Origin of the sequence: Nocardia sp. NPDC019323, from assembly GCF_044389845.1 — a bacterium.
GTDB lineage: Bacteria > Actinomycetota > Actinomycetes > Mycobacteriales > Mycobacteriaceae > Nocardia > Nocardia implantans.
Genome location: NZ_JBIRYN010000002.1, coordinates 480,770 through 506,064, shown reverse-complemented (window position 1 = coordinate 506,064; position 25,295 = coordinate 480,770). Strand labels below are relative to the sequence as shown.

The 25,295-nt window shown below is 67.4% G+C and carries 24 protein-coding genes; 13 read left to right on the top strand and 11 right to left on the bottom strand.

Going from position 1 to position 25,295, the window contains the following annotated elements; all coding sequences use genetic code 11:
* The first annotated feature begins 23 nt into the window (after positions 1 to 23).
* From ACH49X_RS09695 to ACH49X_RS09670, 6 genes are all read left to right on the top strand, one after another.
* On the top strand, positions 24 to 1,379 hold the full coding sequence (locus ACH49X_RS09695; protein ID WP_195079528.1) for a hypothetical protein: 1,356 nt from the start codon (positions 24 to 26) through the stop codon (positions 1,377 to 1,379).
* A gap of 111 nt (positions 1,380 to 1,490) precedes the next feature.
* The gene (locus ACH49X_RS09690) at positions 1,491 to 2,282 is read left to right on the top strand and encodes a TIGR03084 family metal-binding protein (RefSeq protein WP_195079529.1); all 792 of its coding nucleotides are present in this window, start codon (positions 1,491 to 1,493) and stop codon (positions 2,280 to 2,282) included.
* A gap of 348 nt (positions 2,283 to 2,630) precedes the next feature.
* On the top strand, positions 2,631 to 3,278 hold the full coding sequence (locus ACH49X_RS09685; protein WP_195079530.1) for a hypothetical protein: 648 nt from the start codon (positions 2,631 to 2,633) through the stop codon (positions 3,276 to 3,278).
* A 22-nt stretch (positions 3,279 to 3,300) separates the two neighbouring features.
* The gene (gene lhgO, locus ACH49X_RS09680; protein ID WP_357106799.1) at positions 3,301 to 4,485 is read left to right on the top strand and encodes an L-2-hydroxyglutarate oxidase; all 1,185 of its coding nucleotides are present in this window, start codon (positions 3,301 to 3,303) and stop codon (positions 4,483 to 4,485) included.
* A 138-nt stretch (positions 4,486 to 4,623) separates the two neighbouring features.
* Positions 4,624 to 5,094, top strand: coding sequence for an SRPBCC family protein (locus tag ACH49X_RS09675; RefSeq protein ID WP_195079532.1), 471 nt, complete (start codon positions 4,624 to 4,626; stop codon positions 5,092 to 5,094).
* Positions 5,095 to 5,104: 10 nt separating this feature from the next.
* Entirely contained in the window at positions 5,105 to 5,677 is a 573-nt protein-coding gene (locus ACH49X_RS09670) for a ribonuclease H (protein ID WP_195079533.1), read from the top strand.
* Positions 5,678 to 5,753: 76 nt separating this feature from the next.
* Here the strand turns inward: ACH49X_RS09670 and ACH49X_RS09665 are convergent, their stop codons facing one another.
* The 9 genes from ACH49X_RS09665 to ACH49X_RS09625 all read right to left on the bottom strand — a co-directional run bounded on the left by ACH49X_RS09665 (position 5,754) and on the right by ACH49X_RS09625 (position 15,341).
* Positions 5,754 to 6,575, bottom strand: a complete 822-nt coding sequence (locus tag ACH49X_RS09665) for a hypothetical protein (protein ID WP_195079534.1) — start codon at positions 6,573 to 6,575, stop codon at positions 5,754 to 5,756.
* A 132-nt stretch (positions 6,576 to 6,707) separates the two neighbouring features.
* On the bottom strand, positions 6,708 to 7,886 hold the full coding sequence (locus ACH49X_RS09660) for an MlaD family protein (protein WP_195079535.1): 1,179 nt from the start codon (positions 7,884 to 7,886) through the stop codon (positions 6,708 to 6,710).
* Positions 7,883 to 8,974 (bottom strand): MCE family protein, encoded by a 1,092-nt coding sequence (locus ACH49X_RS09655; RefSeq protein ID WP_357106804.1) that lies wholly within the window; start codon positions 8,972 to 8,974, stop codon positions 7,883 to 7,885. Before ACH49X_RS09655 ends, ACH49X_RS09660 begins: the two co-directional genes overlap by 4 nt.
* Before the next feature lie 8 nt (positions 8,975 to 8,982).
* Positions 8,983 to 10,092, bottom strand: coding sequence for an MlaD family protein (locus ACH49X_RS09650; RefSeq protein WP_357106807.1), 1,110 nt, complete (start codon positions 10,090 to 10,092; stop codon positions 8,983 to 8,985).
* Positions 10,089 to 11,087: an MCE family protein gene (locus ACH49X_RS09645; protein ID WP_195079538.1), complete on the bottom strand. Its 999-nt coding sequence runs from the start codon at positions 11,085 to 11,087 to the stop codon at positions 10,089 to 10,091. The genes ACH49X_RS09650 and ACH49X_RS09645 overlap by 4 nt, the downstream gene beginning before the upstream one ends.
* Positions 11,087 to 12,130 carry an MCE family protein gene (locus ACH49X_RS09640; protein WP_195079539.1) on the bottom strand — a complete coding sequence of 348 codons (1,044 nt, stop codon included), beginning with the start codon at positions 12,128 to 12,130 and terminating at the stop codon, positions 11,087 to 11,089. Before ACH49X_RS09640 ends, ACH49X_RS09645 begins: the two co-directional genes overlap by 1 nt.
* Positions 12,127 to 13,611 carry an MCE family protein gene (locus ACH49X_RS09635; protein ID WP_195079540.1) on the bottom strand — a complete coding sequence of 495 codons (1,485 nt, stop codon included), beginning with the start codon at positions 13,609 to 13,611 and terminating at the stop codon, positions 12,127 to 12,129. Before ACH49X_RS09635 ends, ACH49X_RS09640 begins: the two co-directional genes overlap by 4 nt.
* Before the next feature lie 7 nt (positions 13,612 to 13,618).
* The gene (locus ACH49X_RS09630; RefSeq protein ID WP_195079541.1) at positions 13,619 to 14,482 is read right to left on the bottom strand and encodes an ABC transporter permease; all 864 of its coding nucleotides are present in this window, start codon (positions 14,480 to 14,482) and stop codon (positions 13,619 to 13,621) included.
* Between the two features lie 4 nt (positions 14,483 to 14,486).
* A complete protein-coding gene (locus tag ACH49X_RS09625; protein ID WP_195079542.1) occupies positions 14,487 to 15,341 on the bottom strand; it encodes an ABC transporter permease in 855 nt (284 codons plus the stop codon).
* Between the two features lie 526 nt (positions 15,342 to 15,867).
* On the opposite strand from ACH49X_RS09625, the gene ACH49X_RS09620 reads away from it, so the two are divergent.
* Positions 15,868 to 16,542 (top strand): S1 family peptidase, encoded by a 675-nt coding sequence (locus ACH49X_RS09620; protein ID WP_195079543.1) that lies wholly within the window; start codon positions 15,868 to 15,870, stop codon positions 16,540 to 16,542.
* 37 nt (positions 16,543 to 16,579) lie between these two features.
* Here the strand turns inward: ACH49X_RS09620 and ACH49X_RS09615 are convergent, their stop codons facing one another.
* Both ACH49X_RS09615 and ACH49X_RS09610 read right to left on the bottom strand, forming a co-directional pair.
* Positions 16,580 to 18,043, bottom strand: a complete 1,464-nt coding sequence (locus ACH49X_RS09615; protein ID WP_357207511.1) for an MFS transporter — start codon at positions 18,041 to 18,043, stop codon at positions 16,580 to 16,582.
* A gap of 40 nt (positions 18,044 to 18,083) precedes the next feature.
* Positions 18,084 to 18,707 carry a hypothetical protein gene (locus ACH49X_RS09610; RefSeq protein ID WP_195079545.1) on the bottom strand — a complete coding sequence of 208 codons (624 nt, stop codon included), beginning with the start codon at positions 18,705 to 18,707 and terminating at the stop codon, positions 18,084 to 18,086.
* A 189-nt stretch (positions 18,708 to 18,896) separates the two neighbouring features.
* Here ACH49X_RS09610 and ACH49X_RS09605 point away from each other — a divergent pair, with 189 nt between their 5' ends.
* The 6 genes from ACH49X_RS09605 (at position 18,897) to ACH49X_RS09580 (ending at position 25,283) form a co-directional block, all read left to right on the top strand.
* Positions 18,897 to 19,403 carry a DUF6764 family protein gene (locus tag ACH49X_RS09605; protein WP_195079546.1) on the top strand — a complete coding sequence of 169 codons (507 nt, stop codon included), beginning with the start codon at positions 18,897 to 18,899 and terminating at the stop codon, positions 19,401 to 19,403.
* A 64-nt stretch (positions 19,404 to 19,467) separates the two neighbouring features.
* Positions 19,468 to 20,739, top strand: coding sequence for a serine hydrolase domain-containing protein (locus ACH49X_RS09600; protein ID WP_323124365.1), 1,272 nt, complete (start codon positions 19,468 to 19,470; stop codon positions 20,737 to 20,739).
* A 49-nt stretch (positions 20,740 to 20,788) separates the two neighbouring features.
* A complete protein-coding gene (locus ACH49X_RS09595; protein ID WP_357207514.1) occupies positions 20,789 to 22,150 on the top strand; it encodes a cytochrome P450 in 1,362 nt (453 codons plus the stop codon).
* 306 nt (positions 22,151 to 22,456) lie between these two features.
* Positions 22,457 to 23,356 (top strand): L,D-transpeptidase, encoded by a 900-nt coding sequence (locus ACH49X_RS09590; protein WP_397069406.1) that lies wholly within the window; start codon positions 22,457 to 22,459, stop codon positions 23,354 to 23,356.
* A 167-nt stretch (positions 23,357 to 23,523) separates the two neighbouring features.
* Positions 23,524 to 24,453: a sugar ABC transporter permease gene (locus tag ACH49X_RS09585; RefSeq protein ID WP_357106823.1), complete on the top strand. Its 930-nt coding sequence runs from the start codon at positions 23,524 to 23,526 to the stop codon at positions 24,451 to 24,453.
* Between the two features lie 38 nt (positions 24,454 to 24,491).
* The gene (locus tag ACH49X_RS09580) at positions 24,492 to 25,283 is read left to right on the top strand and encodes a carbohydrate ABC transporter permease (RefSeq protein WP_357107097.1); all 792 of its coding nucleotides are present in this window, start codon (positions 24,492 to 24,494) and stop codon (positions 25,281 to 25,283) included.
* Positions 25,284 to 25,295: the final 12 nt, after the last annotated feature.

Genomic DNA, 25,295 nt, shown 5'->3' with positions numbered 1-25,295 from the left:
GATCGGCTTAGGGAGTCCCATCGATGTCGTCGCTCGCCGCTGGCGTGTTCATCGACTGGGAAAGCCTGACCGGGCAGCCGAAGTTCGTGGTCGACCTGATCACGTTCCCGATCTTCAGCGCGCTGGCGGGATGGCTGACCAACTGGACCGGCGTGCTGATGCTGTTCTGGCCGATCGTCTTTCGCGGCATCCGCATCCCCGGTCTGCACGTGCTCTACCCGTATTTCCCGCGCCGGGTGCAAGTGCTGCCGACCTTCTCCGGTGACGGCCGCCGCCTCGGATTCCAGGGCTTCATCCCGGCGCGCGCGGAGAAGATGGCCAGCATCTGCGTGGACAAGGCGCTGATGCGGATCGGCAGTCCCAAGGACTTCATCCACGAACTCGATCTCGACGGCATCGCCGACTACATCGCGGTGCTTGCGCGCGAGCAGGTGCGCCCGCTGGTGGACGAGCTGATGTACCGGGAGAACCCCGACCTGTGGCGTACGGTGCCGCGCGCGGCCAAGCAATTGATCTACCAGCGGGTGGATCGGGAACTGCCCGCGCTGTCGCGCCGCGCGTTCGCGTCGCTCGGCGACAACGTCGACCAGTTGATCGGCATCAAGGGCTTCGTGATCCGCTATCTGCAGGACAACCCGGCCATCCTCAAGGACCTGACCACCACCATCGCGGCGCCCGAACTGCGCTTCATGGTGCGCATCGGCTTGCTCGGCGCGCCCTTCGGCGTGCTGCTGGCTCTATACCTGCATGTGCACCAGCAGATTCCGGTGCTCGGCTGGGTACCCGGGTGGGTGATCGTCCTGCTCGTCTCGGCGGCGATCGGCGTGATCGTGAACGTCATCGCGGTGAAGATGGTGTTCGAGCCGGGCGACCCGCAACCGAGGTACAAGTACCTGTGGAAGCAAGCGCTGCTGGCGAAACGGCAGCCGCAGGCGGCGACCGATCTGGCGCACATCCTGGCCTACCAGGTGCTGACGCTGCCGAATCTGTCCAAGGAGCTGCTCGACGGCCCGAACGGGGACAAGACCAGGCAGTTGCTGGAACGCTTGATCGCCGACGAGATCAACCGTCAGCTCGGGCCGACCACCACACTGGTGCGGGCGGCGCTGGGGCGTCGTCAGTTCGACAACCTCACCGTCGGCGCGGCGGGCGCCGCCGTCGGCTTGGCGCCGACCCTCGTCGAGGACGAAGAGTTCACCCGGGAGCAGGCCAAGACCATCGATGAGTTCGCCGCGCGTAAGCTGCGGCGGCTCACTCCGGGGGAGTTCATGGAGATGTTCTACGCGTCCGTCGAGCAGGACGCCTGGCTGCTGTATCTGCACGGCGCGGTGCTCGGCCTCGTCGTCGGAGCCGCCCACCTGCTCCTTTTCGGCTGGTAACGGGCCCGTCGTCCCCGAGATAAAACAAGCATGCTTGCCTTTTTTTGGGCTCGCTGCGATGCTGGACCACGGTGGCGCACGAGGCGGTGGGCCCGGACGGCAGGGGCACAGATGGCTGACCTAGAGGCTTTGCTCGGCGATTTCGCCGACGAATGCGCGGACCTGGAACGACTCGTCGCCCCGCTGGCGCCCGAGGAATGGGCCCGCGCCACACCCGCGCCCGGCTGGACCATCGCTCATCAGATCGGGCACCTGGCCTGGACCGACGAGATCGCGACGATCGCCACCGCGGACGCAGCCCGCTTCCAGCAGTTGCTGACCGAGGCCGGGCCGCGCGCGCTCACCTTCGTCGACGAGGCCGCCGAGAAGGCCGCGACCGAACCGCCCGCCGAGCTGCTCGACCGCTGGCGGCGTGGGCGCGCCTCGCTCGCCGCCGCGCTGCGCGCCGTGCCCGCCGGCGCCAAACTGCCGTGGTTCGGCCCGCCCATGAGCGCCGCGTCGATGATCTCCGCCCGCATCATGGAGACCTGGGCGCACGGACAGGACGTGGCCGATGCGATCGGGGTGCGCCGCTCGCCCACGGCGCGACTGCGCACCGTGGCCCATATCGGCGTGCGCACCAGGAACTTCGCCTACACCGTGCACGGAAAGAACCCGCCCGCAGCGGATTTCCGGGTGGAGCTCACCGCGCCGGATCGCACCATCTGGTCCTGGGGACCGGAGGACGCCGAACAGCGGGTGACCGGACCGGCGCTCGACTTCTGCCTGCTGGTGACCCAGCGCCGCCATCCGGACGACCTGGCACTCGTCGCGTACGGCGAGGACGCCGCGGAATGGCTCACCATCGCACAGGCTTTCGCGGGTCCGTCGGGCGAGGGAAGGACGGCGGGCCAGTTCACCTGACCCGCCCACACCCGACCCGATCGACGATGATGCGGGAGCGGGCGAGCGCCACACTTGGGTGCGCCGTGTTCATGTCGACGGCCGGACGCCGTTGGCCGGGTGTCTCGAGGTGGCAGTCGAGAATGGCGCTCGCCAGCTATCCGATATTTACCCGCCCGTGCGCTCCCGGAAACATCCGCGCAAGACAGACCGGGGCGCGTCGGCTCGTGCCCCCGCCCGCGCCCTTTGTGATCCTGCTCTCTCCGATGCGGTATGCCCCACGACCGCACAGGTAATCTGGTCGCGCGTACAGCTTTCCACGGTGCTGGTCGCCTGTGGGGAGCGGCGTCGCAGGGAAAGGAGCGCATCGTGACAGCACACCGGCCTGCCCAGGTCGCACGGCATGCCGCCGTCGTGCTCGCCGGTGCGGCCAGCCTGAGCCTGACCGTCGCGGCGGGCGCGTACATCGTCCACCAGATCGCCGATACGCAGCGCCCCGATACTCCGATCGCCGCGCCGGTCACCCCGGCCGCCCCGGATGAGCCCCGCCACGGACACGGCAGGGACTTCGATCCCGTGCTGACCGGCAACAGTTTCGTCTTGTCCGCAACGGTTTCCGAGTCCCATGTCGCTGAGCCGGAACAGGTTGAGCAGCAAGCTGCTTCGCTTACCACACCTCCTGCCCGCACCCCGGTGGGCGGTACGGTCCGGATCGGCGACGCCTACGTCGGGGCGCGAGTCGCGGAGGGCGAGGCAGACACGGTCTCGGTCACCGTGGACACGAATGCCTTGACCATGCTCACGGGTCTGCTGCACTCCGATTCCAGGCCGGAGCCGAATGCGGGCAACGTGACCACGATGCGCACCGATCTCGATACCCAGCGGGGCGAAGTGCGAGTGGCGTTCTCCGACCCGAGTCTGGGCGAGCACGGCGTTCAGCTGGATCGTCACCCCGCCCCGAAGGGAACCGACGAGCGCGCGCCCGCGCGCGGTGCGGCGGATTCCACCGTGGTGTGACCCACCGCTTACCCTGCTCGGCATGAGCGCCTACGACTTCTGCGTCATCGGCGGCGGCATCGTCGGAGTGGCGACCGCGCACCGGATCCTGGCGCGCCATCCCGGTGCCAGCCTGGTGCTGCTGGAGAAAGCAGAGCGCCTTGCCGTCCATCAAACCGGGCACAACAGCGGCGTCATCCACTCCGGCATCTACTACCCGCCGGACAGCCTGAAAGCCAGGCTGTGCCGCCGTGGTGCGCGCTGGACCAAGGAGTTCGCGGCGGCACACGATATTCCACACCGGGTCTGCGGCAAGTTGCTGGTCGCCACAGACGACGCCGAGTACACGCGCATGCTCGCACTGCACGAGCGATCCGTCGTCAACGGGGTGGATGTCGAGCTGATCGACGCCGCCGAACTCGCGCGGCGAGAACCGAACGTCACCGGTGTCGGCGCGCTCTTCGTCCCGGACACCGGTATCGTCGACTTCACCGCGGTGACCGAAGCGCTGGCCGGGGAAGTGCGCAGCGCCGGAGGCGAATTCGTGTTCGGCGCCGAGGTCGCGACGCTCACCGAGACATCGGACGCCGTGACCGCCGCCGGACCGGCCGGCTCGTGGACGGCGCGTCGCCTGGTGGTCTGCGCGGGGCTGCAAGCCGACCGGATGGCACGGGCGGCCGGACTGCGCACCAACTTTCGCATCGTTCCCTTCCGCGGGGAGTACTATCAGCTGCCGCAGGAGCGCAACGGCCTGGTCAGCACGTTGATATATCCGATTCCCGATCCCGAATTACCTTTCCTCGGCGTGCATCTGAGCCCGACCATCGACGGAACGCTCACCGTCGGCCCGAACGCGGTGCTCGGCCTGTCCAGGGAGGGCTACCGCAAAGGCAGCGTCGACTTGCGCGACGCACGAGAAGTGCTCGGCTTCAGCGGCTTCCACCGCGTCGCCAAGGCGAATGTGCGCACCGGACTGCGTGAGCTGCGCAATTCGCTGTTCAAGCGGGGATACCTGGCACAGTGCCGCCGCTACTGCCCGGAGCTGACCCTCGCCGATCTGCTTCCCCGGGAAGCCGGAATTCGCGCACAGGCGGTCTTGCGCGACGGCACCTTGGCGCACGATTTCCTGCTCGAACGCACCGAGCGCTCGGTGCATCTGCTCAATGCCCCCTCACCTGCGGCGACCTCGGCCATGCCGATCGCGGAGCACATCGTCGATCAGCTCTGAACAGGCGTGCGAGGCCGGTTCTCCCAAGCAACCACTCGGTCGCAATCTTGCGATTGCATGCACCAAATCGCCCAGAGCTCTCGAATAAAGAGGACAGCTGTAGTACTTTTGACGCCAGTCGTGGGACAGGGAGGGCCTATGGGCCACATCAAGTACGCGAGTGACGTCGGAGCGCCTGTCGAGGTCGCTTTCAACTACACCGACAACCATCTCTTCGTACCGGATTGGATGTTCGGCATCGCGGACTTCGTACCGACCGGCGACCGGGACCGCGGGCTCGGCGCGGTGTTCGCCGTCAGCAGCCGCCTCGCGCTCTGGCAACCGACCACCACCTGTGAGATCACCGAATACCGCCCCAACGCGGTGATCGGGTACACCCTGCGCGGGCGTTTCTCCGGCACGCTGCGGCTGCGCTTCGACCCGCTCGGTTACGGACGCTCGGTGCTGACCTCGGAGGCGGAGTACAGTCCGCCTCGCGGGGCACTCGGGCGTCTGGGCGCAGGCTTGGTGGACGCCGCCGTGAAATCGGCGTTGCGGCGCACGGAGTCGCGGCTACGAAGGGAGATAGAAGAATTCCACGGTACCGATCTTGTCGGTCGGATTGCGTAGGGTGCCAGCCATGATCATCGTGAGCACCGACGGATCCTGCCTCCGCAATCCCGGCGGCGCCATCGGCTGGGCTTGGGTCAATCATCAGGGCTCTTCGGCGAGTGGGGGAGCCGCGTCGGGAACCAATCAGGTCGCGGAGTTGCGCGCGGTGCTGGAAGCGATCGTCGCCCATCCCGGATCCGAACCCCTGCTCATCGAGAGCGATTCGCTCTACGCCATCAAGTGCGCCTCGGAGTGGGTGTCGGGGTGGCGACTCAACGGCTGGCGCACCTCGACCGGTGGCGCGGTGAAGAACGTTGAACTCGTCCGGCAGATCGATCAGGCCATCGCGAGCAGGCCGGGCCCGGTCCGGTTCCGCTGGGTCCGCGGGCATGTCGGCAACTACTTCAACGAACAGGCCGATGCGCTGGCCGGAGAAGCGGCTCGGCAGGCCGCGGTCACCGCGGCTGTCGCCGAGGCGAACACCGTGGAAATGCTCGCGGTGACTGTGGAGGAAACGCCAACGGCGCCGGAAGCGCCGAAGGACAAGGCCGCGGGGAAGGCGGCCGCGCCGTCGGCGCCACAGGCTTTGACGCTGTTCTGATCGCGCGGCGAAGCGCCGCAGGCTGCCCGAATGACCTCCGGCGGTGGTGGCTCGGCCCACCGCCGGAGGCGCTCGGCTAGTTGCCCGGCTGCGGTGCGGGCTGACCAGACGGTGCGGGCTGCGGAGTGCCGCCCGGCGCCGGAGCACCGCCCGGTGCGGGAGCGCCAGGCAGGCCGGTGCCCGCGCCCTTCAGCATCGGCGAATCGAGCTTCTCGACCAGCCACTTGTCGCCCGACTTCGACAGCTGGGCGATCACCACGACGAACTGCCGCTCGGGGTTGGCCTGGGTGAAGTTGGTCCGGTACTGCGTGAGGGTCACCAGCACCTTGGCCGAGGTCTTGTCACCGGACTGGTAGCCGCACTGCACGTCGTCGACCCACGACTTGACCTGCGCCTGCACCATGGCGTCCTTGAGCGCCTTGGTCGCGTCGTCGAACTCCTTGAGGAACTCGCCCGAGGAGCCCGCCTTCACCGTGGCGAAGTAGTCGTCGAGGTTCTTGGAGTAGTCGTAGACCGAGACGTCCTTGCCGAATTCGCACGCGGCGTTGGTGGAGTCGCGGATCGCGTCGAGCTTGTCGCCGCGGTCCTTGCCCTGCAAGAAGAAGACCACCACCGCGGTGATCGCCGCGACCGCGAGCACGCCGGCCACGAACGCGGCCACCAGCGGAAGCGACGTGGACTTCGCGGGCCGCGCGGGTGCGTCCTTGCGGGACTCGCCCTTCGCTGTCTGTTGCTTCGCGCCTGCCTCGGCCTTGTCTGCCTTCTCCGCCTTGGACAGGTCGGGCGTCGCCGCGCCAGCGGCGTCCTGCGACTTCCCGGTCACCGCGTCGGTGTCCTGGTCGGAGGCGGCGGCCGTGGTCTCGGCGTCCTTGCCGGTCTCGGCGTCGTCGGTAGACATCGATAAAACCTGCACTTTCCCGGCGCGCGTCGGTGCGCACCGATTGGCTTCAGTGGTCCGCGACAGCGAACCTCGAGCGTTCCACCGGCGAGTATGCCCGGCCGGCGGGATGACCGCAGGGCCGGGTACGTCTCACCGCACCGGAGGCAGCGTCCGCTCGTTCGGATCCACACCCGGCGGCATGTGCGCGCCGTTGTTCGGCACGTCCGGCCGCGGAGCGTTGGCGGCGCCGCGGATCTGCTGACCCGGCGGCGGGTTCTCACAGTAGTTCCACTTCGGGATCGTGCCGTCCTGCACGACCTCGTTGCGGATCTTCGGGGTGTTGTAGGTGCAGAACGGCCGCGGCCAGATGTCGATCATCGCGTGGAACTCGCCGTCGTGCGCCGGAACGCCGAGCGCTTCGCCACCGACCGCGAGCGAGGGGAACAGCGCGCGCAGCGCGGGCAGCCGCAGCTGCGCCGCTTTCGTGATCGCCTGGAAATTGGTGGCCAGGCTGGTGATCGGATCGGCCGTCTTGTCCACCACCGCACCCAGGCTGGTGAGCTGGCCCGGCGCCTGCTCGAGCACTCGTTGCAGTTCCGCGTTGGCGTTGTTGAACTGCTCGAACAGCACGCCGGAGTTGCGGGTCAGCGTGGCCAGATCCGGTTGCGCCATGGACGTGGTGTTCGCGATGGTGCGCAAGTTGGTGATCAGGTTCGTGGTCTGCGGCAGCAGCGAGTCCAGGCCCGCCATCGCCAAGCTGATGCCGTTGACCAACCCGCGCAGCTGATCCGGGCCGCCGCTGAGCGCGATGTCCAGCTCGTTGAGGATGACCTGGAAGTGATCGGGGTTGATCTGGGCGATCAGGGCGCTGGCGTTGTCCAGCACCGACCACACCGGCGTGGGCGTGTGGATCTTGTCCGGATTGAACTTGATCACCGCGCCGTTGGCCAGATACGGCCCCTGCTCGGCGTTCGGCCGGAAGTCGATGTACTGCTCACCCGCACCGGACAGCGCCTGCACCGCGATCTGGGTGTCCACCGGGATCTTGTACTTCGACTCGATCTGCGCGGTGGCGGCGATGGACTGGCCGCGATCGGTCAGCTCGATCGAGGTCACCTTGCCGATGCGCCAGCCGCGTAACGTCACGTCGTTGCCGGGCTGCAGACCACCGGAGCGGTCCAGATTCACCGTGACCGTGTAGTCGGACCGCAGCGGGTTCACCCGCATGACGTTGATCATCAGGTACGCGGCGCCGACCAGCAGCACGAGCACAAGACCCAGGTTCGACAGGAAGATCTTGCTGCCGAACAGCTTGCGCGCGGAGGTCATCGCTGTCCTCCCGCCACTCGGCTCTGGACCAGTTGCAGCACCTGGATCAGGCTGCCCGCGAAGTCCTGCAGGTCGTTGAGGTCCTGGATCTTGCCGTGCTCCGGATCGGTGAGCGCGCTGATGTCCAGGTTCGTCGCGGTCGCGTAGACCGCGAAGCTGCTGCCGCGGAAGGTCGCGTCCACCTTCGGCCGGATCACCCGCAGCCGGTCCAGCAGGACGCCGAAGCCGTCACCGGTCTTGGCGATCGCGTCCATCAGCTGACGCGTGTTGTCCAGCAGTCCGTTCAGGGTCTCGGTCGAGGTGTTCGCGTAGTCGCCCAGGGCGGCGCTGGTGGTGGACAACTTGGTGAGCAGATCGCCCAGGGCCCGGTTGTTCTCGGCGATGGCGCCGATCATCTGCGGCAGCGTGTCGGCCACCTCGCCGAGTTCCGCCCGCCTGCCCTCGATGGTGTTCGCGAGCGTGCTGAACTCGCCGAGCACGCTGTCCACCCGCGCGGAGTTGGCGTTCAGACTGCCGACGACGCCGGTCATCTCGGTGATCAGGTGAGCGAGCTGCTCGCCCCGGCCGCCGACGATGGAGTCCAGCTCCGAGCCGAGCTTGGAGAGGCTGGCGATGCCGCCGCCGTTGAACAGCATGGAGACCGAGATCAGCAACTGCTCGACGGTCGCGCCCGCGGAGGTGCTGTCGATGGTGAGGGTGTCGCCGTCGTGCAGCATCGCCGCCCCTGGCTCGGTCTTCGGCTTGGACACCGCGACGAACACGTCACCGAGGGGAGTGGCCTGCCGCAGCTCCGCCGTGCTGCCCTCGGGCAGCTCGATGTCCTTGCGGATGGTCAGGTCGACGATGGCCTGGAAGTTCTTGGTCTTGATGTCGGTGACCACCCCGACATCCGAACCGCCGATCTTCACCTTCGCCTGGTCGGGCAGGTTCAGCGCGTTCTCGAAGACCGCGTGGATGGTGTAGGTCTCCCCGCCCTGGCCCGGTTTCGGCAGCGGCAGCTTCTCCACGGTGAGCCCGCAGCCGGAGGTGACCGCCACACCGGCCACCGCGGCGACGGCGACCAGCGCCCTGCGTGCCTTGATCGTCATTCGGTACGTCATTTCGTCAGTCCGAGCAGTGCGGCGGTGAGCCCGTAGTCGGGTCCGAAGTCCTGCATGTTTCCGGTGCGGCAACCATCGGCCTTCATCTGGATGCGTTCGCAGAACAGGCTGACGATCTCACCCGACAGCGCGGTGCCGATCACCGCGTGCAACCGGACGTGCCCGTGCTCGCGGTCGATGATGTTGTCGACGTTCTGCATGACCATCGGCGCGAGGTCGGCGACCTCGGTGAGGCCGTAGGCGTTGTCGCGCAACTGCTGGGTCACGTTGGTCAGGCCGGACATCGTGCCGGACAGCTGATCCTGGTACTGCGTCAGCGTGGTGCTCGTGTTCCGCAGGAAGGCGAGGAGCTGATCCAGTGTGGCCTGCAAACCGGGAGCCTGTTCGGCGAGCAGGCCGGTCATCTGGGTCACCCGGTTGCTGAAATCGCGCACCGACTGGTCGTTCTCGGCCAGCATGGTGGTGAGGTCGTTCAGCTTGATGATGATGCTGGAGATCGCGTCCTTGTTGTCGACGCCGACCTTCAGCGCGCTGGACAGCGCGTTGAGGGTGTCGCGGATCTTCTCGCCGTTGCCGTTGAGCATCGGGTAGAGCACCCGGCCCGACAGCGGGCCGATGCCCTCCTGACCCGGCTCCGGCTTCAACGCGGCCGCGAACTGGTCGATGGTCTTGATCATCGTGTCCAGCTCGACCGGCGTCTTGGTGCGGGCCTTGGGCAGATGATCGCCGTCGGACAGGGTCGCGCCCCCGGTGTAGACCGGGGTGAGTTCGACGTGCCGGTCGGTCACGATGGACGGCGAGACGATCGCGGCGATGGCGTCTTTCGGGATCTTCACGTCCTTGTCGATGGACATGTGCACCTCGACCAGCGTGCCCTTCGGGACGATCTTGTCGACCTTGCCCACGTCGAGCCCGAGCACCGTGATCGGGTTGCCCTCGTAGATGCCCGCGATGTTGTCGAAGTCGGCGGTGATCTGCAGGGTGTTGCCCAACGCGTCGTTCACCGAACTCGGCAGCAGCGAGCAACTGCCTACCGTCAGTGCGGCGGCGCTGATCAGGACCGTCTTCGCGACGGCCGCCAGCGGAAAGCCCGTGCGGAATCTCATCCCTGGCACCCCTCGATGACTTGGGCGAAGCACAACCAGTTGTCCGGGAACAGCCACGGCAGGCCGACATCGCCGTACGGACCGCTGCCACCCCAGGAGTTCGCCAGGTAGCGCAGGGTCGGCGGCATGATCGACAGCATCCGGTCCAGGTTGTCCTTGTTCTTCTGCAGGCCCTCGGCCATGGTGTTCAGCTGCTGGATGGTCGGGCCGAGCTGATCGTTGTTCTCCGCGCCGATCGCCTCCAGCTGCTTGGTCAGCGTCGCGACGTTGTCCAGCAGCTGGCGCAGCAGCGCTTGGCGCTCCATCACCCGGTTGGCGATGGCCTCGCCCTGGGTGATCACCAGCAGGATGCTGTTGCGGTTGTCGCCGAGGATCTGGGTGACCCGGTCGAGGTCCTTCAGCAGGGTGTCGACCTCTGCCTTGCGGCTGTCGATCACCTTGGCCAGCGCGCCGACGCTGTCCAGCGCCTGGGCGGTGAGCTGGGGCGAGCCGTTCATCTGCTCGTTGATCAGGTTCAGCGAGTCGGCCAGCTTCTTGGTGTCGAGCGCTTCGAACTTCGGGGTGCCGACCTGCACCACGTCGGCCAGGTTGTACGGCACCGAGGTGTTGGAGACCGGAATCCGCTTGCTCTTCAGCCCCGAGCCGTCGCCCGGCTCGAGGTCGACGTACCGCGCGCCGAGCAGCGTGGCCATCTTGATCGACGCACGCGCGTCCGGGCCGAGTTTCACGTCGTCGCTGACGCTCAGCGTGAGCAGCACGTGACTGCCCTCGAGTTCGGCGCCGACCACCCGCCCGGAGGACACCCCGGCGATGTTCACCTTGTCGCCGACCCTGATGCCCGCGGCCTGCACGAATTCGGCCTTGATCGACTGCTCGCCGACGCCGATCAGCTTGTAGACGCTGGACACCAGCAGCAGCACCACGATGAGGGCGCCGCCGATGATGCCCAACCAGAAGTACCGGTTGCTGTCGAACCTGGACCTGAGTTTCGTCATCATGGGCGGCACACCGCCGAGTGCGAGGTGCCACCGATCTGGGAGAACAGACCGCGGGGGAACAGCACGCCGTAGAGCGACACGTCCAGGCCGCACAGGTAGGCGTTGGCGTAACCGCCCTCCGAGGTGTGCCTGCCCGCCGCCGACAAGACGTTCGGCAGGTCGATCGCGGCTTGATCGAGCTTGGCGCCGTTGTCCAGCAGCAGCGTCAGCGCCGCGCTGGTGGAGTTCTGCGCGTTGCGCAGGCTCGGCTGGATCCGGTCGAGCATGCCGACCACCGACGTGGTCGCGCTCGCGATCTGCTCGGTGGAGGCGAGCAACGACTGTCCTTGTTCGTACAGCCCGCCGATCAAGGCCCGGGTCTGGGTCACCAGGGTCTCCAATTCATCACCTCGTTTCGCCAACCCCGACATCACGCCCGACAGGTTGGTGATCACATCGGACAGGATCGCGTCCCTGCGCTGGAAGTCGGTGGCCAGCTGGGCGGCCTGGACGATGAACGCGCTCAGCGAGACGCCGTCACCCTGCAGTGCCTGGATGAACGTCTCCGACAGCCGGTTGACCTGCTCGGGCTGCAACACCTGGAACAGCGGCTGGAACCCGTTCAGCAGACCCGACACGTCGAACGACGGCTCGGTGCGATCGATCGGGATGGAACCGTTGTTCTTCAGCGGCGCCGGATTCGACGCCTTGCCCGGAGCCAGCGCCACGTACCGCTGACCGATCAGGTTCTGGTAGCGGACCAGCGCTTTGGTGTCGTTGTAGATCGTCTGGTCCCGCTGCACCACGAAGGTGACCTTGGCGACCGACTTCTTGAGGTTCGCGTCGCGGCCCAGCTCGATCTTCTCGACCTTGCCCACCCGGACGCCCGCCATGCGGACGTCGTCGCCCTCGTGCAGGCCGAGCACGTCGGAGAACGTGGCGGAGTAGGTGTAGGTGTCGCCGCTGACGATGCGCGCCAGCGTGTTCCACACCACCACCGTCACCAGGATCGATACGATGGCGAAGATGCTGAATCCGATCAGCGGCTTGCGAATGCTCATCGGCCGGCACCGTTGTCGGACACCTGCATGGTTCCGCCCTTCAGGATCGTGCTCAGCAGCAGGTATTCGGCTGTGGTCGGCTGGCGGCCGAGCAGCGCGGTGATCGCGGCGTCACCCCGGTAGGAGATCGGCGCCGCCGACGGGGCGCCCTCCGGCGCCGCGGCCGGAGCCGCGGGGGCCGGGGCCGGCGGGAGCAGGCCCGGCGGCAGCATCGGGAACAGGCCCTCGAGCGGGGTGCCCGCGAACGGGGCGGGGGCGCCGCCGGTCGGGGCGGCCGCCGTGGCGCGGTTCGGATCCGGGGTGGTGACGCCGGGGATCAGCGGCAGACCGGGCATCGGCACCACGGGAGGAAGTCCGGCGGCCGAGGCCAGCGCGCGCGGCTTCAACTGCTCCGGCAGCTCGCCGACATCGGCGACGGCGGGAGCGGTGTAGCAGCTCGGCCCGACCATGTCGCCGTAGCGCGGGCAGTCGGCCACGGTGTAGGGCCGGTACGGGGTGAGCGTGATGCCCGCGTCCCAGACCTGCTGCTTCTGCGGACCCCACTTGAAGGTGGTGTCCATCCGGCGCATGGTCTCGCTGAGGTTCAGCAGGCTCCTGGTGATCGCGTCCGGGTCCGCGGCGAGCGCGCCGAACATGTCGTTCGTGCCCGCGGTGACCTCGATGCCCACATTCGGGTTACGGGCGAACAGCCCGTTCACCGTGTCGATGGTTCCGCTGGTGCCGGTGATCAGCGAGACCAGCTCGCTGCGCCGGTCGGCGATGGTGCGCGCGGTCTGCACCGAGCTGCCGAGCACGTCGACCAGCTCGGGCGCGGACTGGTTGAGCGCGTTGAACGACGCGGAGAAGTCGCTGAGCAGCACACCGAGATCGGGAATCGACTCGTCGACGGCGAGCAGCCAGCGGTCCAGCCGCTCGACGGTGGAGCCGGGCATCCGGCCGCTGCCGTCCAGCGCCTGGGACAGGGTGCCGAGCACCCGGCCGAACTGCACAGGGTCGATCTTGTCGAGGATGTTGCGGACCGTGGTGAGCGTGTCCTGCAGCGCGATGGTGCCTTTGCTGCGGTCCTCCTCGATGACCGAGCCTTCGTGCAGGTACTGGTCGGCGGGACCGTTGAAGACGAGTTCGACGGAGGTGACGGCGAACAGGTTGCTCGGCACCACGCGAGCGGTCACGTTGGCCGGGATGTCACCGGCGAACTCCGGCTTCATCTCGATCCTGACCTTCTGCAGCTCGCCCTTGGCCGCGACGTCGACGGTCTTCACCGCGCCGACGAGCACGCCGCGGAACTTGACGTCGGCCTGCTCGGGCAGACCGTCACCGGTGGTGGTCAGGTTCGCGGTGACGTTGACCTTCTCCTGGAAGTACCCCTTGTAGCGCAGCATCAGGACACTGAGCACCAACGCGAACACGACCAGACCGCACACGCCTGCGATGAGCAGCTGCCGCATCGTGGGCCCGCGCCCACTGGGATCAATGATCATGTGGTGTCTACCCCGAGATACGGATGCCGGGGTTGACACCCCAGATCGCCAATGTCATGAACAGGTTCGCGAAAACGACCGCGATGATGCACATCTTGATCGCGCGGCCCGCGGCCACGCCGACGCCCTCGGGGCCACCGGAGGCGAAGAAGCCGTAGTAGCACTGGATGAACGTGGTGATCGCGACGAACAGGATCGCCTTGATCAGCGAGTAGATGACGTCGGTCGGGACCAGGAACTGATAGAAGTAGTGCTGGTAGGTGCCGGTGGCGGTGCCGCCGATCAGCTGCACGGTCAGCGAGCAGGAGACGTAGGCCATCGTGAGGCCGAGGCAGTAGAGCGGGATGATGGCGACCATCGCCGCGAACATCCTGGTGCTGATCAGATACGGCAGCGGCCGGATGGCGATGGACTCGAGCGCGTCGATCTCCTCGGAGATGCGCATGGCGCCGAGCTGCGCGGTGAACCGGCACCCCGCCTGGGCGGCGAAGGCCAGCGTCGCGAGCAGCGGGCCGAGTTCGCGCGTCGTCGCGAACGCCGAGATCGCACCGGTGATCGGACTCAGGCCGAGCAGGTTCAGCGAGTTGTAACCCTGGATGCCGACGGTCATGCCGCCGAACGCGCTCAGAATGACGACGACGCCGATGGTGCCGCCGCCGACGACGAGATTGCCGTTGCCCCAGGTGACGTCCGAGAGCAGGCGCCACACTTCCTTGGGGTAGTGCCGCAGCGCCAGCGGAATCGAGCCGATCGAGCGCAACAGGAAGAACACCTGGTGGCCGAGCCTGGCGAGCCAATCGACCGGAGCCTGCGCGGATTTCCGGAACGCTTGCAGCGGCCGCAACAGCGGCGGTACATAGGTTGATGACACCGGCTCAGACCACCTGTGACGGGAATAGTGCGTTGTAAACCTGGGTGATGATGAGGTTCACCCCGAACAGCATGATGGCGGAGCTCACCACCGCGGAATTCACCGAGTTCGCGACACCGCCGGGACCACCGCGGGTGTTCAATCCGGTGTCGCACGCGATGATTGCCGCCAGCAGACCGAAAATGAGCGATTTCGCCAGCGCGACAAGCAGATCGGTGGTCACCGCGAACGAAGAGAAGGTGCCGACGTAGGAACCCGGCGTACCGTTCTGCGCGAAGATATTGAAGATGTAGCCGGTCAGGAAGCCGACGAAGACGACGAAGCCGCACAGCAGCACACTGACCAGCATCGCGGCGCCGAGGCGCGGAGCGACCAGCCTGCGCATCGGATCGACGCCCATCACCTTCATGGCGTCGATCTCCTCGCGAATGGTGCGCGAACCGAGATCGGCGCAGACCGCGGAGCCGACGGCGCCCGCGATCATCAGCGAGGTGACCAGCGGGGCGCCCTGCTGAATGATGCCGAGGCCGTTGGCCGCGCCGATGAACGAGGTGGCGCCGACCTGTCCGGCGACCGAGCCGACCTGAATGGAGACGATGACGCCGATCGGGATGGCGACCAGCAGGGTCGGCGCCGCGGAGACACTGGCCATGAAGGCGCACTGCCGGACGAACTCCCCGAACGGGAAGCGCTTGCGGAAAATCGAGACGAACAGTTCGGCGACCGCGGCGAAGCCCATCGTGATCTGCCTGCCGAAGGTCTCCAGCGATCGCTTGGGATGATCTTGCCAATAAGATCTCGTCCAATCGACCGCACCACTGAACCGTGACCCTGATGGTGGACTCTCGGTCGACTGCACTGGCTGATCCTCCTCGACGCCGGTTGGTTGCCCCGACGACTCGTTTGCTTGACGCACCTTACTACGGAGTAGTGCAGAACACACCATCCACTTGTGATCGCAGTCATAGATGTCTGTCACCGCCGCGGAAAAGCAATGGTTGAGGCGCAGAACATTGGGAACGACCCCAAAGGTGACCAGTCGAGCTCTGGCACAAGCTACAGCCGAACTGCGGGAATGCTCGATCGCTTCCGGCGATTCGGCGAATTACTTCGGATAATTCTCATCGAAAATCAGATTTGTTTCCGGAGACCAACGCGACGTCTCCTTACTATCACCGAGACACTAACGGTCACCCGCTTTTCACAATTGCGATAGCTAATCGCTATTGGGCGCATAAGATACATTTGGTCACGGTTGTATGAAAGTGGATTGAAGCGCAGGGCAGTGGGGACAACCCCCGTAGTGGTGACGCGCCCGAGACCGATTACTGACACGATGGGTGCGACAGATTGATATCGTGCGGGCTTCCGACGTCTGGAGGGACATGTTCAGCAAACTCGCCAAGGTGGCCAATGCCGCCTTCGCCGTCGCCCTGGGCGCGGCGCTGCTCGGCACGGGCACAGGGGCCGCTAACGCCGACCCGGGCCCGCCGGTGTTGGGCGGTGGATCCGGCATCATCATCGACAACCAGTTCGAGTGCACGGTCACGACGGTCGGCCACGACAACGCGGGACGTCTGGTCGGCCTGACCGCGGGTCACTGCGGCGACCCCGGCGCGCAGGTCTACGCCGAAGCCGATCGCGGCTCGGGCGTGATCGGCCGTTTCGTGTACTCCAACCACGATCTGGACTACGCCGTCATCCAGTTCGATCCGGGCAGGATCACGCCGGTGAACCGGGTCGGCAACGTGACCATCACCAATCTCGGCGGACCGGCCAACTTCCCGCAGATCGTCTGCAAAGAAGGGCGCACCACCGGCAACACCTGCGGTATCGCCTGGGGCGACATCTTCCGGACGAACGTCGAGACCTGGAGCCAGATGTGCGTCGTGGAAGGCGACTCCGGCGCGCCGGTCGTCGTCGGTTCGACGCTGGTCGGCATGGTGAACGCCTACCTGGCCATCGCGTGCTTCGGTCCCGAGGTCGGGACCAACATGAGCGCGATCATGGCCGACATCAACGCGCGCGGCGGCGTCGGCGCGGGGTTCCTCCCGATCTGAGCGCCGGCGACACGGCGATGAGCGGCCCGGACGCGAGCTACGCGTTCGGGCCGCTGATTTTTTCGCTCGGCGCCACCGCGGGGCCCGTGACCGCGCACTGCGGCATGCAATCGACGCTGTCGAGGGTGGGTGCGTGCCGCACCGGACGCAGCAGCACGGCGGCGAGCACCGCGCCGATCACCAGCAGCCCGGCGCACAGCCACATCGCGGTGGCGAAACCGTCGTCGAAAGCCGCCGGATCACCCAGCGCACCCGAGATGCCCGCGAGTCCGGGCAGCGCCGCCACCGCGAGCAGTTGCGCGGTGCGCGCGACGGCGTTGTTCACACCGGAGGCGATGCCGGCCTCGCTCGCGGGCACCGCGCCGAGCACGGCGCCGGTGAGCGGGGCGACCAGCGCCGCGAGCCCGAGCCCGAAGACGAGAACACCGGGCAGCACATCGGTGAAATACGTGGTGTCGGGTCCGATCCGCAGCAACAGCACCAACCCCGCCGCAGCCAGCAGCGGTCCCGCGGTCATCGGGATGCGCGGCCCGTGCCGCTGCGCCCAGCGCCCGGCGGGAGCCGACAGCGCCAGCATGATCAGCGTGATCGGCACCGTCGCGACGCCGGACATCAGCGGCGTGTACCCAGCGACCAGTTGCAGTTCCAGCACCAGCAAGAAGAAGACGCCGCCGAGAGCGGCGTAGACCGCGAGCGTCACGAGATTCGCCGCGGTGAACACCCGCGAGCCGAACAGCGACGGAGGCACCAGCGGGTGGTCGCTGCGCAGTTCGATCGCGACGAAAGCCAGCAGCAGCACGACGCCGGCGCCGATGAGCACGGGCACGGTGTCGATCAGTCCGAGAGTCAACGCACCGAGAGCCAGCGCCACCACGAGCGCGCCGGGCACGTCCAGTTCCGGGGCGGCGTCGGGATCGCGGCTCTCTGGCACGTGCCGCAACGCGACCAGCACGACGACGAGGGTGAGCGGAACGTTCAGGAAGAAGATGGACCGCCAACCCGCGAGCTCGATGAGCCAGCCGCCGAGGAACGGCCCCAGCGCGCCCGCCACCCCGCCGAAGCCCGACCACAGGCCGATCGCGGCGCCTTGATCGCGGCGATCGATGGACGATGAGATCAGCGCCAGACTGCCCGGCGTGAGCAGCGCGCCCGCGACGCCCTGCAGGATCCGCGCCGCGACCAGCAGTTCGATGGAGGTCGCGACACCGCACAGCACCGATGCGACCGCGAAAGCCGCGGTTCCCCAGACGAAGACTTTGCGGCGGCCGAGCTTGTCGCCGAGCGAGCCGCCGAGCAGGATGAACGACGCGAGGGTGAGGGTGTAGCCGTTCAACGTCCACTGCAACCCTGCGACATCGGTCTCCAGCGATTCCCCGATCCGCGGCAGCGCGATGTTCACGACCGTCGCGTCGAGCGAGGCGACCGACGAGCCGAGGATGGTGGCCAGCAGGATCCAGCGACCGGTGCCCGACCGCAACCGCGGTAGCTCGGTGGTGCTCACCCACCCAACCTAGCGGCAGGCAGGCGTTGGGAAGTCCGGCTCAGAGTTCCTGGACGCAGATGACGAAACGGCGCTTGTCGTAGACGTATCCCGTGCCGCTGCCGCAGACGTTCACGTCGTCGGCGCTGTCCACGCGCTTGACCACCTTGACGCCCTTCACCGGCGACGAACCGGTGCAGTCGATGCGCTTGGGGTCGTCACCGCCGACGTCCATGCAGCCGCCGACCACCCAGTCGATGTCCAGGCACAGCGCGCCCTGTTCGATGCCGTTGATCGTCTCGGCGTAGTAGTTGTCGGCGTCGCTGCTGCACTGCGAGCTCTTCGCCGCCTTCGCGATCACCTTGTAGTTCGACTCGCGGCTGCCGCACGACGCCTTCTCGATGGTGGCGTTGGTGGTGGTGCCGCCGAGCTTCACGCAGTCGCCGATGCTCGCGTCGAAATCGGTGCTTCCGCTCGGCTTGCTCGTCGTCGGCTTGCCGGTGCTCGGCGTGGGCTTGCCCGAGGACGGCTTCGGCGTGTTGGTCACCGACACCGCGTCGATCGTCCCGTCCACCGCGGGCTGTGCGGTACCGCTGACCGTGGAAGTACAGCCGACCAGCGACAATCCGGCCGCGACGGCCAGTCCGGCGAAGGCGAGACGCCCCCAGGTCAGTTGACGAGACACGTACAGTCCTCCCGAGCTGTAACGCCGGCGAACTCACGCCCCCGTAATCCGAAGTTGCCTTGGCTGCGCTTGAAATACCACGCCATGAATACACCATCGACCGAGCGCCCGTCGAGCCGGAGCCGGAAACGAATCGCGGCCAATGGCTCTGGGTATGGTGGGATTTCTGGTGTGAGAGGAGCCCCCCCGGTGAAGCTGATCAGCGCAATCGTGTGTTCGACCGCGGCGATCGGAGGCTCCCTGGTCGTCCCTGGCATGGCCGCCGCCGCCGACGTGCACTGCCGATCGGAAGGCGGAACCGATATCACCCGCATCAATGGGGAGACGGCCTGCCGCGCGGCGACCGATGACTACGGCCTCGCCACGGCCAGCGGGATCGACGGGGTCGGCTACGCCAACGCGACCTCGGGCGCGACGGCCATCGGCATCGGCGCGGCGGGGGGCGTCGGCGCGAGCGAGGGCGCGGGCGGGGTTCCCGTCGCGCTCGGCTTCGGCCCTGATGCCGTCGCGATGACCTCGACCACAGCGCCGGGCGTGCGGACGTTCGCGATCTCGATCGCGCTGGAAGGGTCGCGAGCGGGGGTGGAGACCGCCGAGCAGGCGGTCGTCTGCCTGGGCGCGGCGGCCTTCGCGTGGAACGCCGACAGCGGCGACGCGTGCATTGCGACGCCTTTTGGGCTCTGGCAGACCCATTGAACGGGTTACCCTGGTTGACCAGCCCGGATAACGGCGGTCAGGAGGTGACCCCATGGTTTCGGCAATGGCGGCGGACGATTTCGAGCCCGCCGATGCGCCAGGCGGGAAGCTGGCCGCGCCGCACGAGATGCTGGTCGATCCGCGTTTCATCCGGCTGGCCGATCAGTTCTTCGGCCTGTTCGCCCAGCCCGCTCGCGGCGGCGGGGCGCTGGCGGTCTACCTCGACGGCAAGCCCGTGGTCGACATCTGGGCAGGCTGGGCGGACAAGGAACGGCGCTGGAACGGCGATACCGTCGCGCTGACCTTCTCCACCGGCAAGGGCGTTGCGTCCACCGTCGTACACCGCTTGGCCGAACGCGGGCTGATCGACTACGACATCCCGATGGCCGAGTACTGGCCGGAGTTCGCCGCGCACGGCAAAGACGACATCACCGTCCGTGACGTGCTCTGCCACCGCGCCGGTCTGCACCGGGTGCGCGGCCTGGTTCCCGGGCGGGAAGGCATCCTGCACTACGACGCCGTGGTCCGTGCGCTGGCCGACAGCCCGCCGGACCCCCGCCGCATCCGCACTTCCGGCTATCACGCGATCACCTTCGGCTGGCTGGTCGCCGAGCTCGTGCAACGAGCGACGGGAACGCCGTTCACCGAGGTGCTGCGCACCGAGATCGCCGAGCCGCTCGGCCTGGACGAGTACTGGTTCCGCGTTCCGGAATCCGAACGGCACCGGATCGCCAAGATCTATCGCCACCTCGGCCCGCCGGGTGTCCGCTGGAACACCGCCTCCTCGGTGCTGTCCTGGGTGCGGCCGGTGCGCGGGCTGGCCGAGGCGGGGATGCCGGAGAGCTTCGACGAGCTGGTCCGCGATCCCCGCGTGCACGACTCGGTGATGCCGGGCTGGAACGGCGTGTTCTCCGCGCGCGCCCTGGCGCGGATGTACGGCGCGCTGGCCAACGGCGGCATGGTCCACCCGACCGGTTCGGACCGGAAGACGCGCGGCCCCGAGCAAGGCGGGCGGTTCCTGGCCCCGCGGACGATCGAGACCATCAGCCAGGTGCAGCCGACGCACAGCCGGGACTACGTGCTCGGCGTGCCGATCCACTTCACGCTCGGCTACCACCGCCCGGTCCTGATGTCCAAGCAGCAGCCACGGCACGCGTTCGGCCACTACGGCGTCGGTGGGTCCGGCGCCTACGCCGATCCGGATCTCGGCATGTCGATCGCGTTCGTCACCAACGGGCTCGGCAGCATGGTGACCGCGCTCGGCGACGCCAGGCTCGCGCGGCTGGCGGCGACGGCGCAGGCGACGGTGCGCAAGCACAAGCAGACCGCGGGCTAGCGGCGAACCGCCGCGGCCGCGGCCTCGTGTTCTCGACATGGAGGTGCGCATGCCACGAACCGAGGCGGGTGCCCGCCGCGGCGGACCGCGTGTGCCGCGCGCGACCGTACTGCACGCGTTGGCCGCAGGGGCCGATTTCGACCGGTACTTCCACTGGCGCAGGGCGCGGGAAGGCGACCCGTTCTATGTTCGATTTCCCGGTTTCGGCGCGGTGCTGTTCACCGGGACGGCGGTCGGCGCGAGCGAGCTGTTCCGTTTGCCGGTCGATGGCTCCGAGCCGCCGCGTCCGAATCCGATCGAACCCATGGTCGGCGCCGCCTCGATGATCCTGGCTTCGGGCGAGCGCCATCGCCGCGACCGCGCCCTGCTCACCCCCGCCTTGCACAGTGCCCGGGTACGGGAGCACGGCGAGCTGATCCAGGAAGCCACCGAGCGGGAACTGGCCGGGGAGAGCGGTCAGCGGTGGGCGACGGGCGCGCGCATCGACGCGCGGGCGGCGGCGCGGGCCCTCACGCTGCGCGTCATCGCGACGGTGGTGTCGGGTGCGCGCGACCCGCGGCGGCAAGCGGAATACACCGCCGCGATGAGGGACTTCCTCACGGCGTTCTCCGGGCCGTTGCTGCTGGTGCCCGCTCTGCGCCGCGGGCTGCACGGGCACGGTCCGTGGGACCGGTTCCGCGCCGCGCGCGAGCGATTGGATCGGCTGATCAGAGCCGATATCGCACACCGGCGCGCGCACCCCGCCGCATCGCCCGCCGACCTGCTCGATCTGTTGCTGTCCGTCTACCCCGACGACGACGAACTGTGCGAGCAGATCCGCACCTTGCTCGTGGCCGGGCACGAGACCACCGCGACCACCCTGGTCTGGGCGCTGTTCCGGCTGCACCGCGCACCCGAGGCACTGGGCAGGCTGCGGCGGGAGTTGCGGGACGCGAGTCGGGACGCGGGCCCCGCGGAGCTGGCCGCGCTGCCCTACCTCGACGCCGTCTGCCAGGAGACGTTGCGGCTGCACCCACCGGTGCCGATCGTTCTGCGCCGGCTGACCGAGCCCTTCACGCTGCGCGGCGTCGGGCTCGCGCCCGGCGACACCGTGGGGATAGCGGTGCCATTGCTGCACTCCGATCCCGAAGTGTGGACCGACCCGGGACGCTTCGACCCGGGACGCTTCGTGGAGCGCCGCTACCGGCCGTTCGAGTTCGCGCCGTTCGGCGGCGGCCATCGGCGCTGCGTGGGCGCGGCCCTGGCGGACTACGAGTTGCGGATCGCGCTGGCCACCATCCTCGCGCGGGTACGCCTGCGACTCACCCCGCGGTACGCGCGCGGACCGGTCCCGCTCTCCGTGCCGCACAATATCGCGAGCGGTCCGCATCGTCCGATTTCGTTCGACGTGATCAGTGAGCTTCGTCACTAATGAGTTTGCTGTGAGCCATCTTTCGGGAATCGAACGCCTCCGGCCGCGGAGCGCCCGATCCGTCGTGACCGGCAGATTTGCCCGCTTCGATACCCGATCGACGTCTTTGTGATCCATACCACTACAAGCGCGTGTGCCGAATCATTCTGAAACGCCGGTAGCTTCCACACGCGCCGGGACGGTAGGAATGGACGACGGGTCGGGCCCTCGATACCAGTGGGGCGCTCTTCTGGCACCGTGCTGAAATGAAATATCTCGCTGCGCGGCGTACGCGTGCGCGCGAGAGATGGAATGGACGAGAAACCTATGCATGCCGCTTTGCACACCGGGTCGTCGCCTGCTCCTCGCAAGGGAGCGCGGCTAGCCCGCCGGATGCGCGAGGGCGTCCTGCTGTCCGCCGCGATCGCGGCAGCCGGTGTTCTGCTCGTCGCGCCTGCCCAGGCCGAACCGCTCCCGGGGATCGGCACCGGCTCGGCCGCCGCCGCCACCGAGCCCGAACCACAGGCGAACTTCGCTCCGCCCTCGATCAACATCGCCGACGGCGAGGTGGTCGGCGTCGCACAGCCGATCATCATCACCTTCAAGGAACCGGTGACCGACCACGCCACCGCCGAGAAGGCCATCAAGATCACCTCCTCGAAGCCTGCGCCAGGACACTTCTACTGGCGCGGCGACAAGCAGGTGCGCTGGCGGCCGGACGAGTTCTGGCCGGACAACACCGACGTGCAGGTGCAGGCGGGCGGCACCACCAGCTCGTTCCGCATCGGCGACGCCTTCGTGACCACAGCCGACGACACCACCCACACCATCACCGTCACCCGCAACGGCGAGGTGGTGAAGGAGATGCCCACCTCGATGGGCAAGCCCAAGCACGAGACGCCGAACGGCACCTACATCGTCGGCGAGCAGCTGCGCAAGATGACCATGGACTCGTCGACCTACGGCGTTCCGGTCACCGACCCCGAGGGCTACAAGCTCGAGGTCGAGTACGCCACCCGCATCTCCAACAGCGGCATCTTCGTGCACGCGGCCCCGTGGTCGGTCGCCCAGCAGGGCGTGTCCAACGCCAGCCACGGCTGCCTGAACGTCAGCACCGAGGACGCCAAGTGGTTCTTCGAGAACGCGCGTCGCGGCGACCCGGTGATCGTGCAGAACACCCAGGGCGGCACGCTCAGCGCGAGCGACGGTCTCGGCGACTGGAACTGATCATTCGGTAACCCCTGATCGGCGCGAAGCCGAACATTACGATCAATTGCTCGAAGTAGCCGATCGTAGTGTTCGGCTTTTGCTCTACTTGGCCCGTGCGCGAGAAGTTCAGCGCGGCGGCGGGCGAACGTAACCGGCTGTTTGCTCCGGTCCGTAGAGTCACCGCCGTGCGTACCAGGCCGGAGCGAGTACTGCCGCAGCCACCGGGACGCGGTCTGCGGCACCGCCCCTGGCGGGACCACGCCCTGTTCCTCGTCTTGGTGCTGCCGAACCTCGCGCTTCTGGCGCTGTTCGTCTACCGGCCGCTGATCGACAACATCCGGCTGTCGCTGTTCGACTGGAACATCTCCGATCCGGTCGCCACCTTCGTCGGTTTCGACAACTACCGCGAATGGTGGAGCAGGCCGGATTCCTGGGACATCGTCACCAACACCGTGGTGTTCACCCTCGCGGCGGTGGTGGGCAGCATGGCGCTCGGTCTGGCGCTCGCGCTGCTGCTGGATCGGAAGCTGTTCGGCCGCAACGTGGTCCGCTCGGCGATCTTCGCGCCGTTCGTCATCTCCGGCGCCGCCATCGGCGTGGCCTTCCAGTTCATCTTCGATCCGAGTTTCGGCCTGGTCCAAGACGTGCTGCACCGGCTCGGCGTGCACGAGGTGCCGGATTTCTACCAGAGCCCGCGCTGGGCGCTGTTCATGGTGACGGTGACCTACATCTGGAAGAACCTCGGCTACGCCTTCGTCATCTATCTGGCCGCGCTGCAAGGCATCCGGGCCGACCTGATGGAAGCCGCGCAGATCGACGGCGCGAGCCGCTGGACGACGTTCACCAAAGTCCTCCTGCCGCAATTGCGCCCGACGACCTTCTTCCTGTCCATCACGGTGCTGCTGAATTCGCTGCAGGTCTTCGACATCATCAACGTGATGACCCGCGGCGGACCGCTCGGCACCGGCACCACGACCATGGTCTACCAGGTCTATCAGGAGTCCTTCCGCAATTTCCGGGCCGGTTACGGCGCGACCGTGGCGACCATCATGTTCCTGGTGCTGCTGATGGTGACGCTGGTGCAGGTGCGTGTCATGGATCGGGGGCAGCAGTGAATCGACAGCGCGCGGTGACGCTGCTCGGCTACGGCGCGATGGCGTGCGTGCTGATCATCGTGGGCGTTCCGCTGTTCTGGATCTTCATCACCTCGTTCAAAGCGCGGCCGGACATCTACGTGCAGCCCGCCGTGTACTGGCCGCACAGCTGGCACCCGGAGAACTACCGTGAGGCCACAACGACGTTGCCGTTCTGGACTTTCCTGCGCAATTCGCTGATCGTCACCGGCATCGTCTCCGCGGTGAAGTTCGTGCTCGGCGTGTTCAGCGCGTACGGCCTGGTGTTCCTGCGCTTTCCTGGCAAGACGGTGGTGTTCCTGGTGATCATCGCGGCGCTGATGGTGCCCAACCAGATCACCGTGATCTCCAACTACGCGCTGATCGCTCAGCTGGGTTGGCGAAATACGTTCCAGGGCATCATCATTCCGCTCTGCGGTGTCGCCTTCGGAACCTTCCTCATGCGCAACCACTTCCTCTCGCTGCCCTCCGAGGTGATCGAGGCGGCGCGGATGGACGGCGCCAACTGGTGGCGGTTGCTCACCCGGGTGGTGCTGCCGATGTCCGGGCCGACCATGGTCGCCTTCGCGGTGGTGACGCTGGTCACCGAGTGGAACGAATACCTGTGGCCGTTCCTGATGGCCGACGACACAACGGTCGCCACCCTGCCGGTCGGCCTGACCCTGCTGCAGAACACCGAGAACCCGAGCGTCACCAACTGGGGACCGGTCATGGCGGGAACGCTGCTGACCATGCTGCCGATCCTCGTGGTCTTCCTGGTGCTGCAACGCCACATGATCAAAGGCCTCACCTCCGGTGCGGTCAAGGGTTGACAAGGAGAAACC

What these genes read in the sequence shown, in the direction of transcription:
- ACH49X_RS09595 (WP_357207514.1), top strand. Translation starts at nt 20,789, where the DNA reads ATGCCACGAACCGAGGCGGGTGCCCGCCGCGGCGGACCGCGTGTGCCG.
- ACH49X_RS09650 (WP_357106807.1), bottom strand. Translation starts at nt 10,092, where the DNA reads ATGAGATTCCGCACGGGCTTTCCGCTGGCGGCCGTCGCGAAGACGGTC.
- ACH49X_RS09660 (WP_195079535.1), bottom strand. Translation starts at nt 7,886, where the DNA reads ATGACCTCCGCGCGCAAGCTGTTCGGCAGCAAGATCTTCCTGTCGAAC.
- ACH49X_RS09590 (WP_397069406.1), top strand. Translation starts at nt 22,457, where the DNA reads ATGCATGCCGCTTTGCACACCGGGTCGTCGCCTGCTCCTCGCAAGGGA.
- ACH49X_RS09620 (WP_195079543.1), top strand. Translation starts at nt 15,868, where the DNA reads ATGTTCAGCAAACTCGCCAAGGTGGCCAATGCCGCCTTCGCCGTCGCC.
- ACH49X_RS09665 (WP_195079534.1), bottom strand. Translation starts at nt 6,575, where the DNA reads ATGTCTACCGACGACGCCGAGACCGGCAAGGACGCCGAGACCACGGCC.
- lhgO (WP_357106799.1), top strand. Translation starts at nt 3,301, where the DNA reads ATGAGCGCCTACGACTTCTGCGTCATCGGCGGCGGCATCGTCGGAGTG.
- ACH49X_RS09600 (WP_323124365.1), top strand. Translation starts at nt 19,468, where the DNA reads ATGGCGGCGGACGATTTCGAGCCCGCCGATGCGCCAGGCGGGAAGCTG.
- ACH49X_RS09670 (WP_195079533.1), top strand. Translation starts at nt 5,105, where the DNA reads ATGATCATCGTGAGCACCGACGGATCCTGCCTCCGCAATCCCGGCGGC.
- ACH49X_RS09635 (WP_195079540.1), bottom strand. Translation starts at nt 13,611, where the DNA reads ATGATCATTGATCCCAGTGGGCGCGGGCCCACGATGCGGCAGCTGCTC.
- ACH49X_RS09580 (WP_357107097.1), top strand. Translation starts at nt 24,492, where the DNA reads ATGGCGTGCGTGCTGATCATCGTGGGCGTTCCGCTGTTCTGGATCTTC.
- ACH49X_RS09640 (WP_195079539.1), bottom strand. Translation starts at nt 12,130, where the DNA reads ATGAGCATTCGCAAGCCGCTGATCGGATTCAGCATCTTCGCCATCGTA.
- ACH49X_RS09695 (WP_195079528.1), top strand. Translation starts at nt 24, where the DNA reads ATGTCGTCGCTCGCCGCTGGCGTGTTCATCGACTGGGAAAGCCTGACC.
- ACH49X_RS09690 (WP_195079529.1), top strand. Translation starts at nt 1,491, where the DNA reads ATGGCTGACCTAGAGGCTTTGCTCGGCGATTTCGCCGACGAATGCGCG.
- ACH49X_RS09675 (WP_195079532.1), top strand. Translation starts at nt 4,624, where the DNA reads ATGGGCCACATCAAGTACGCGAGTGACGTCGGAGCGCCTGTCGAGGTC.
- ACH49X_RS09645 (WP_195079538.1), bottom strand. Translation starts at nt 11,087, where the DNA reads ATGACGAAACTCAGGTCCAGGTTCGACAGCAACCGGTACTTCTGGTTG.
- ACH49X_RS09655 (WP_357106804.1), bottom strand. Translation starts at nt 8,974, where the DNA reads ATGACGATCAAGGCACGCAGGGCGCTGGTCGCCGTCGCCGCGGTGGCC.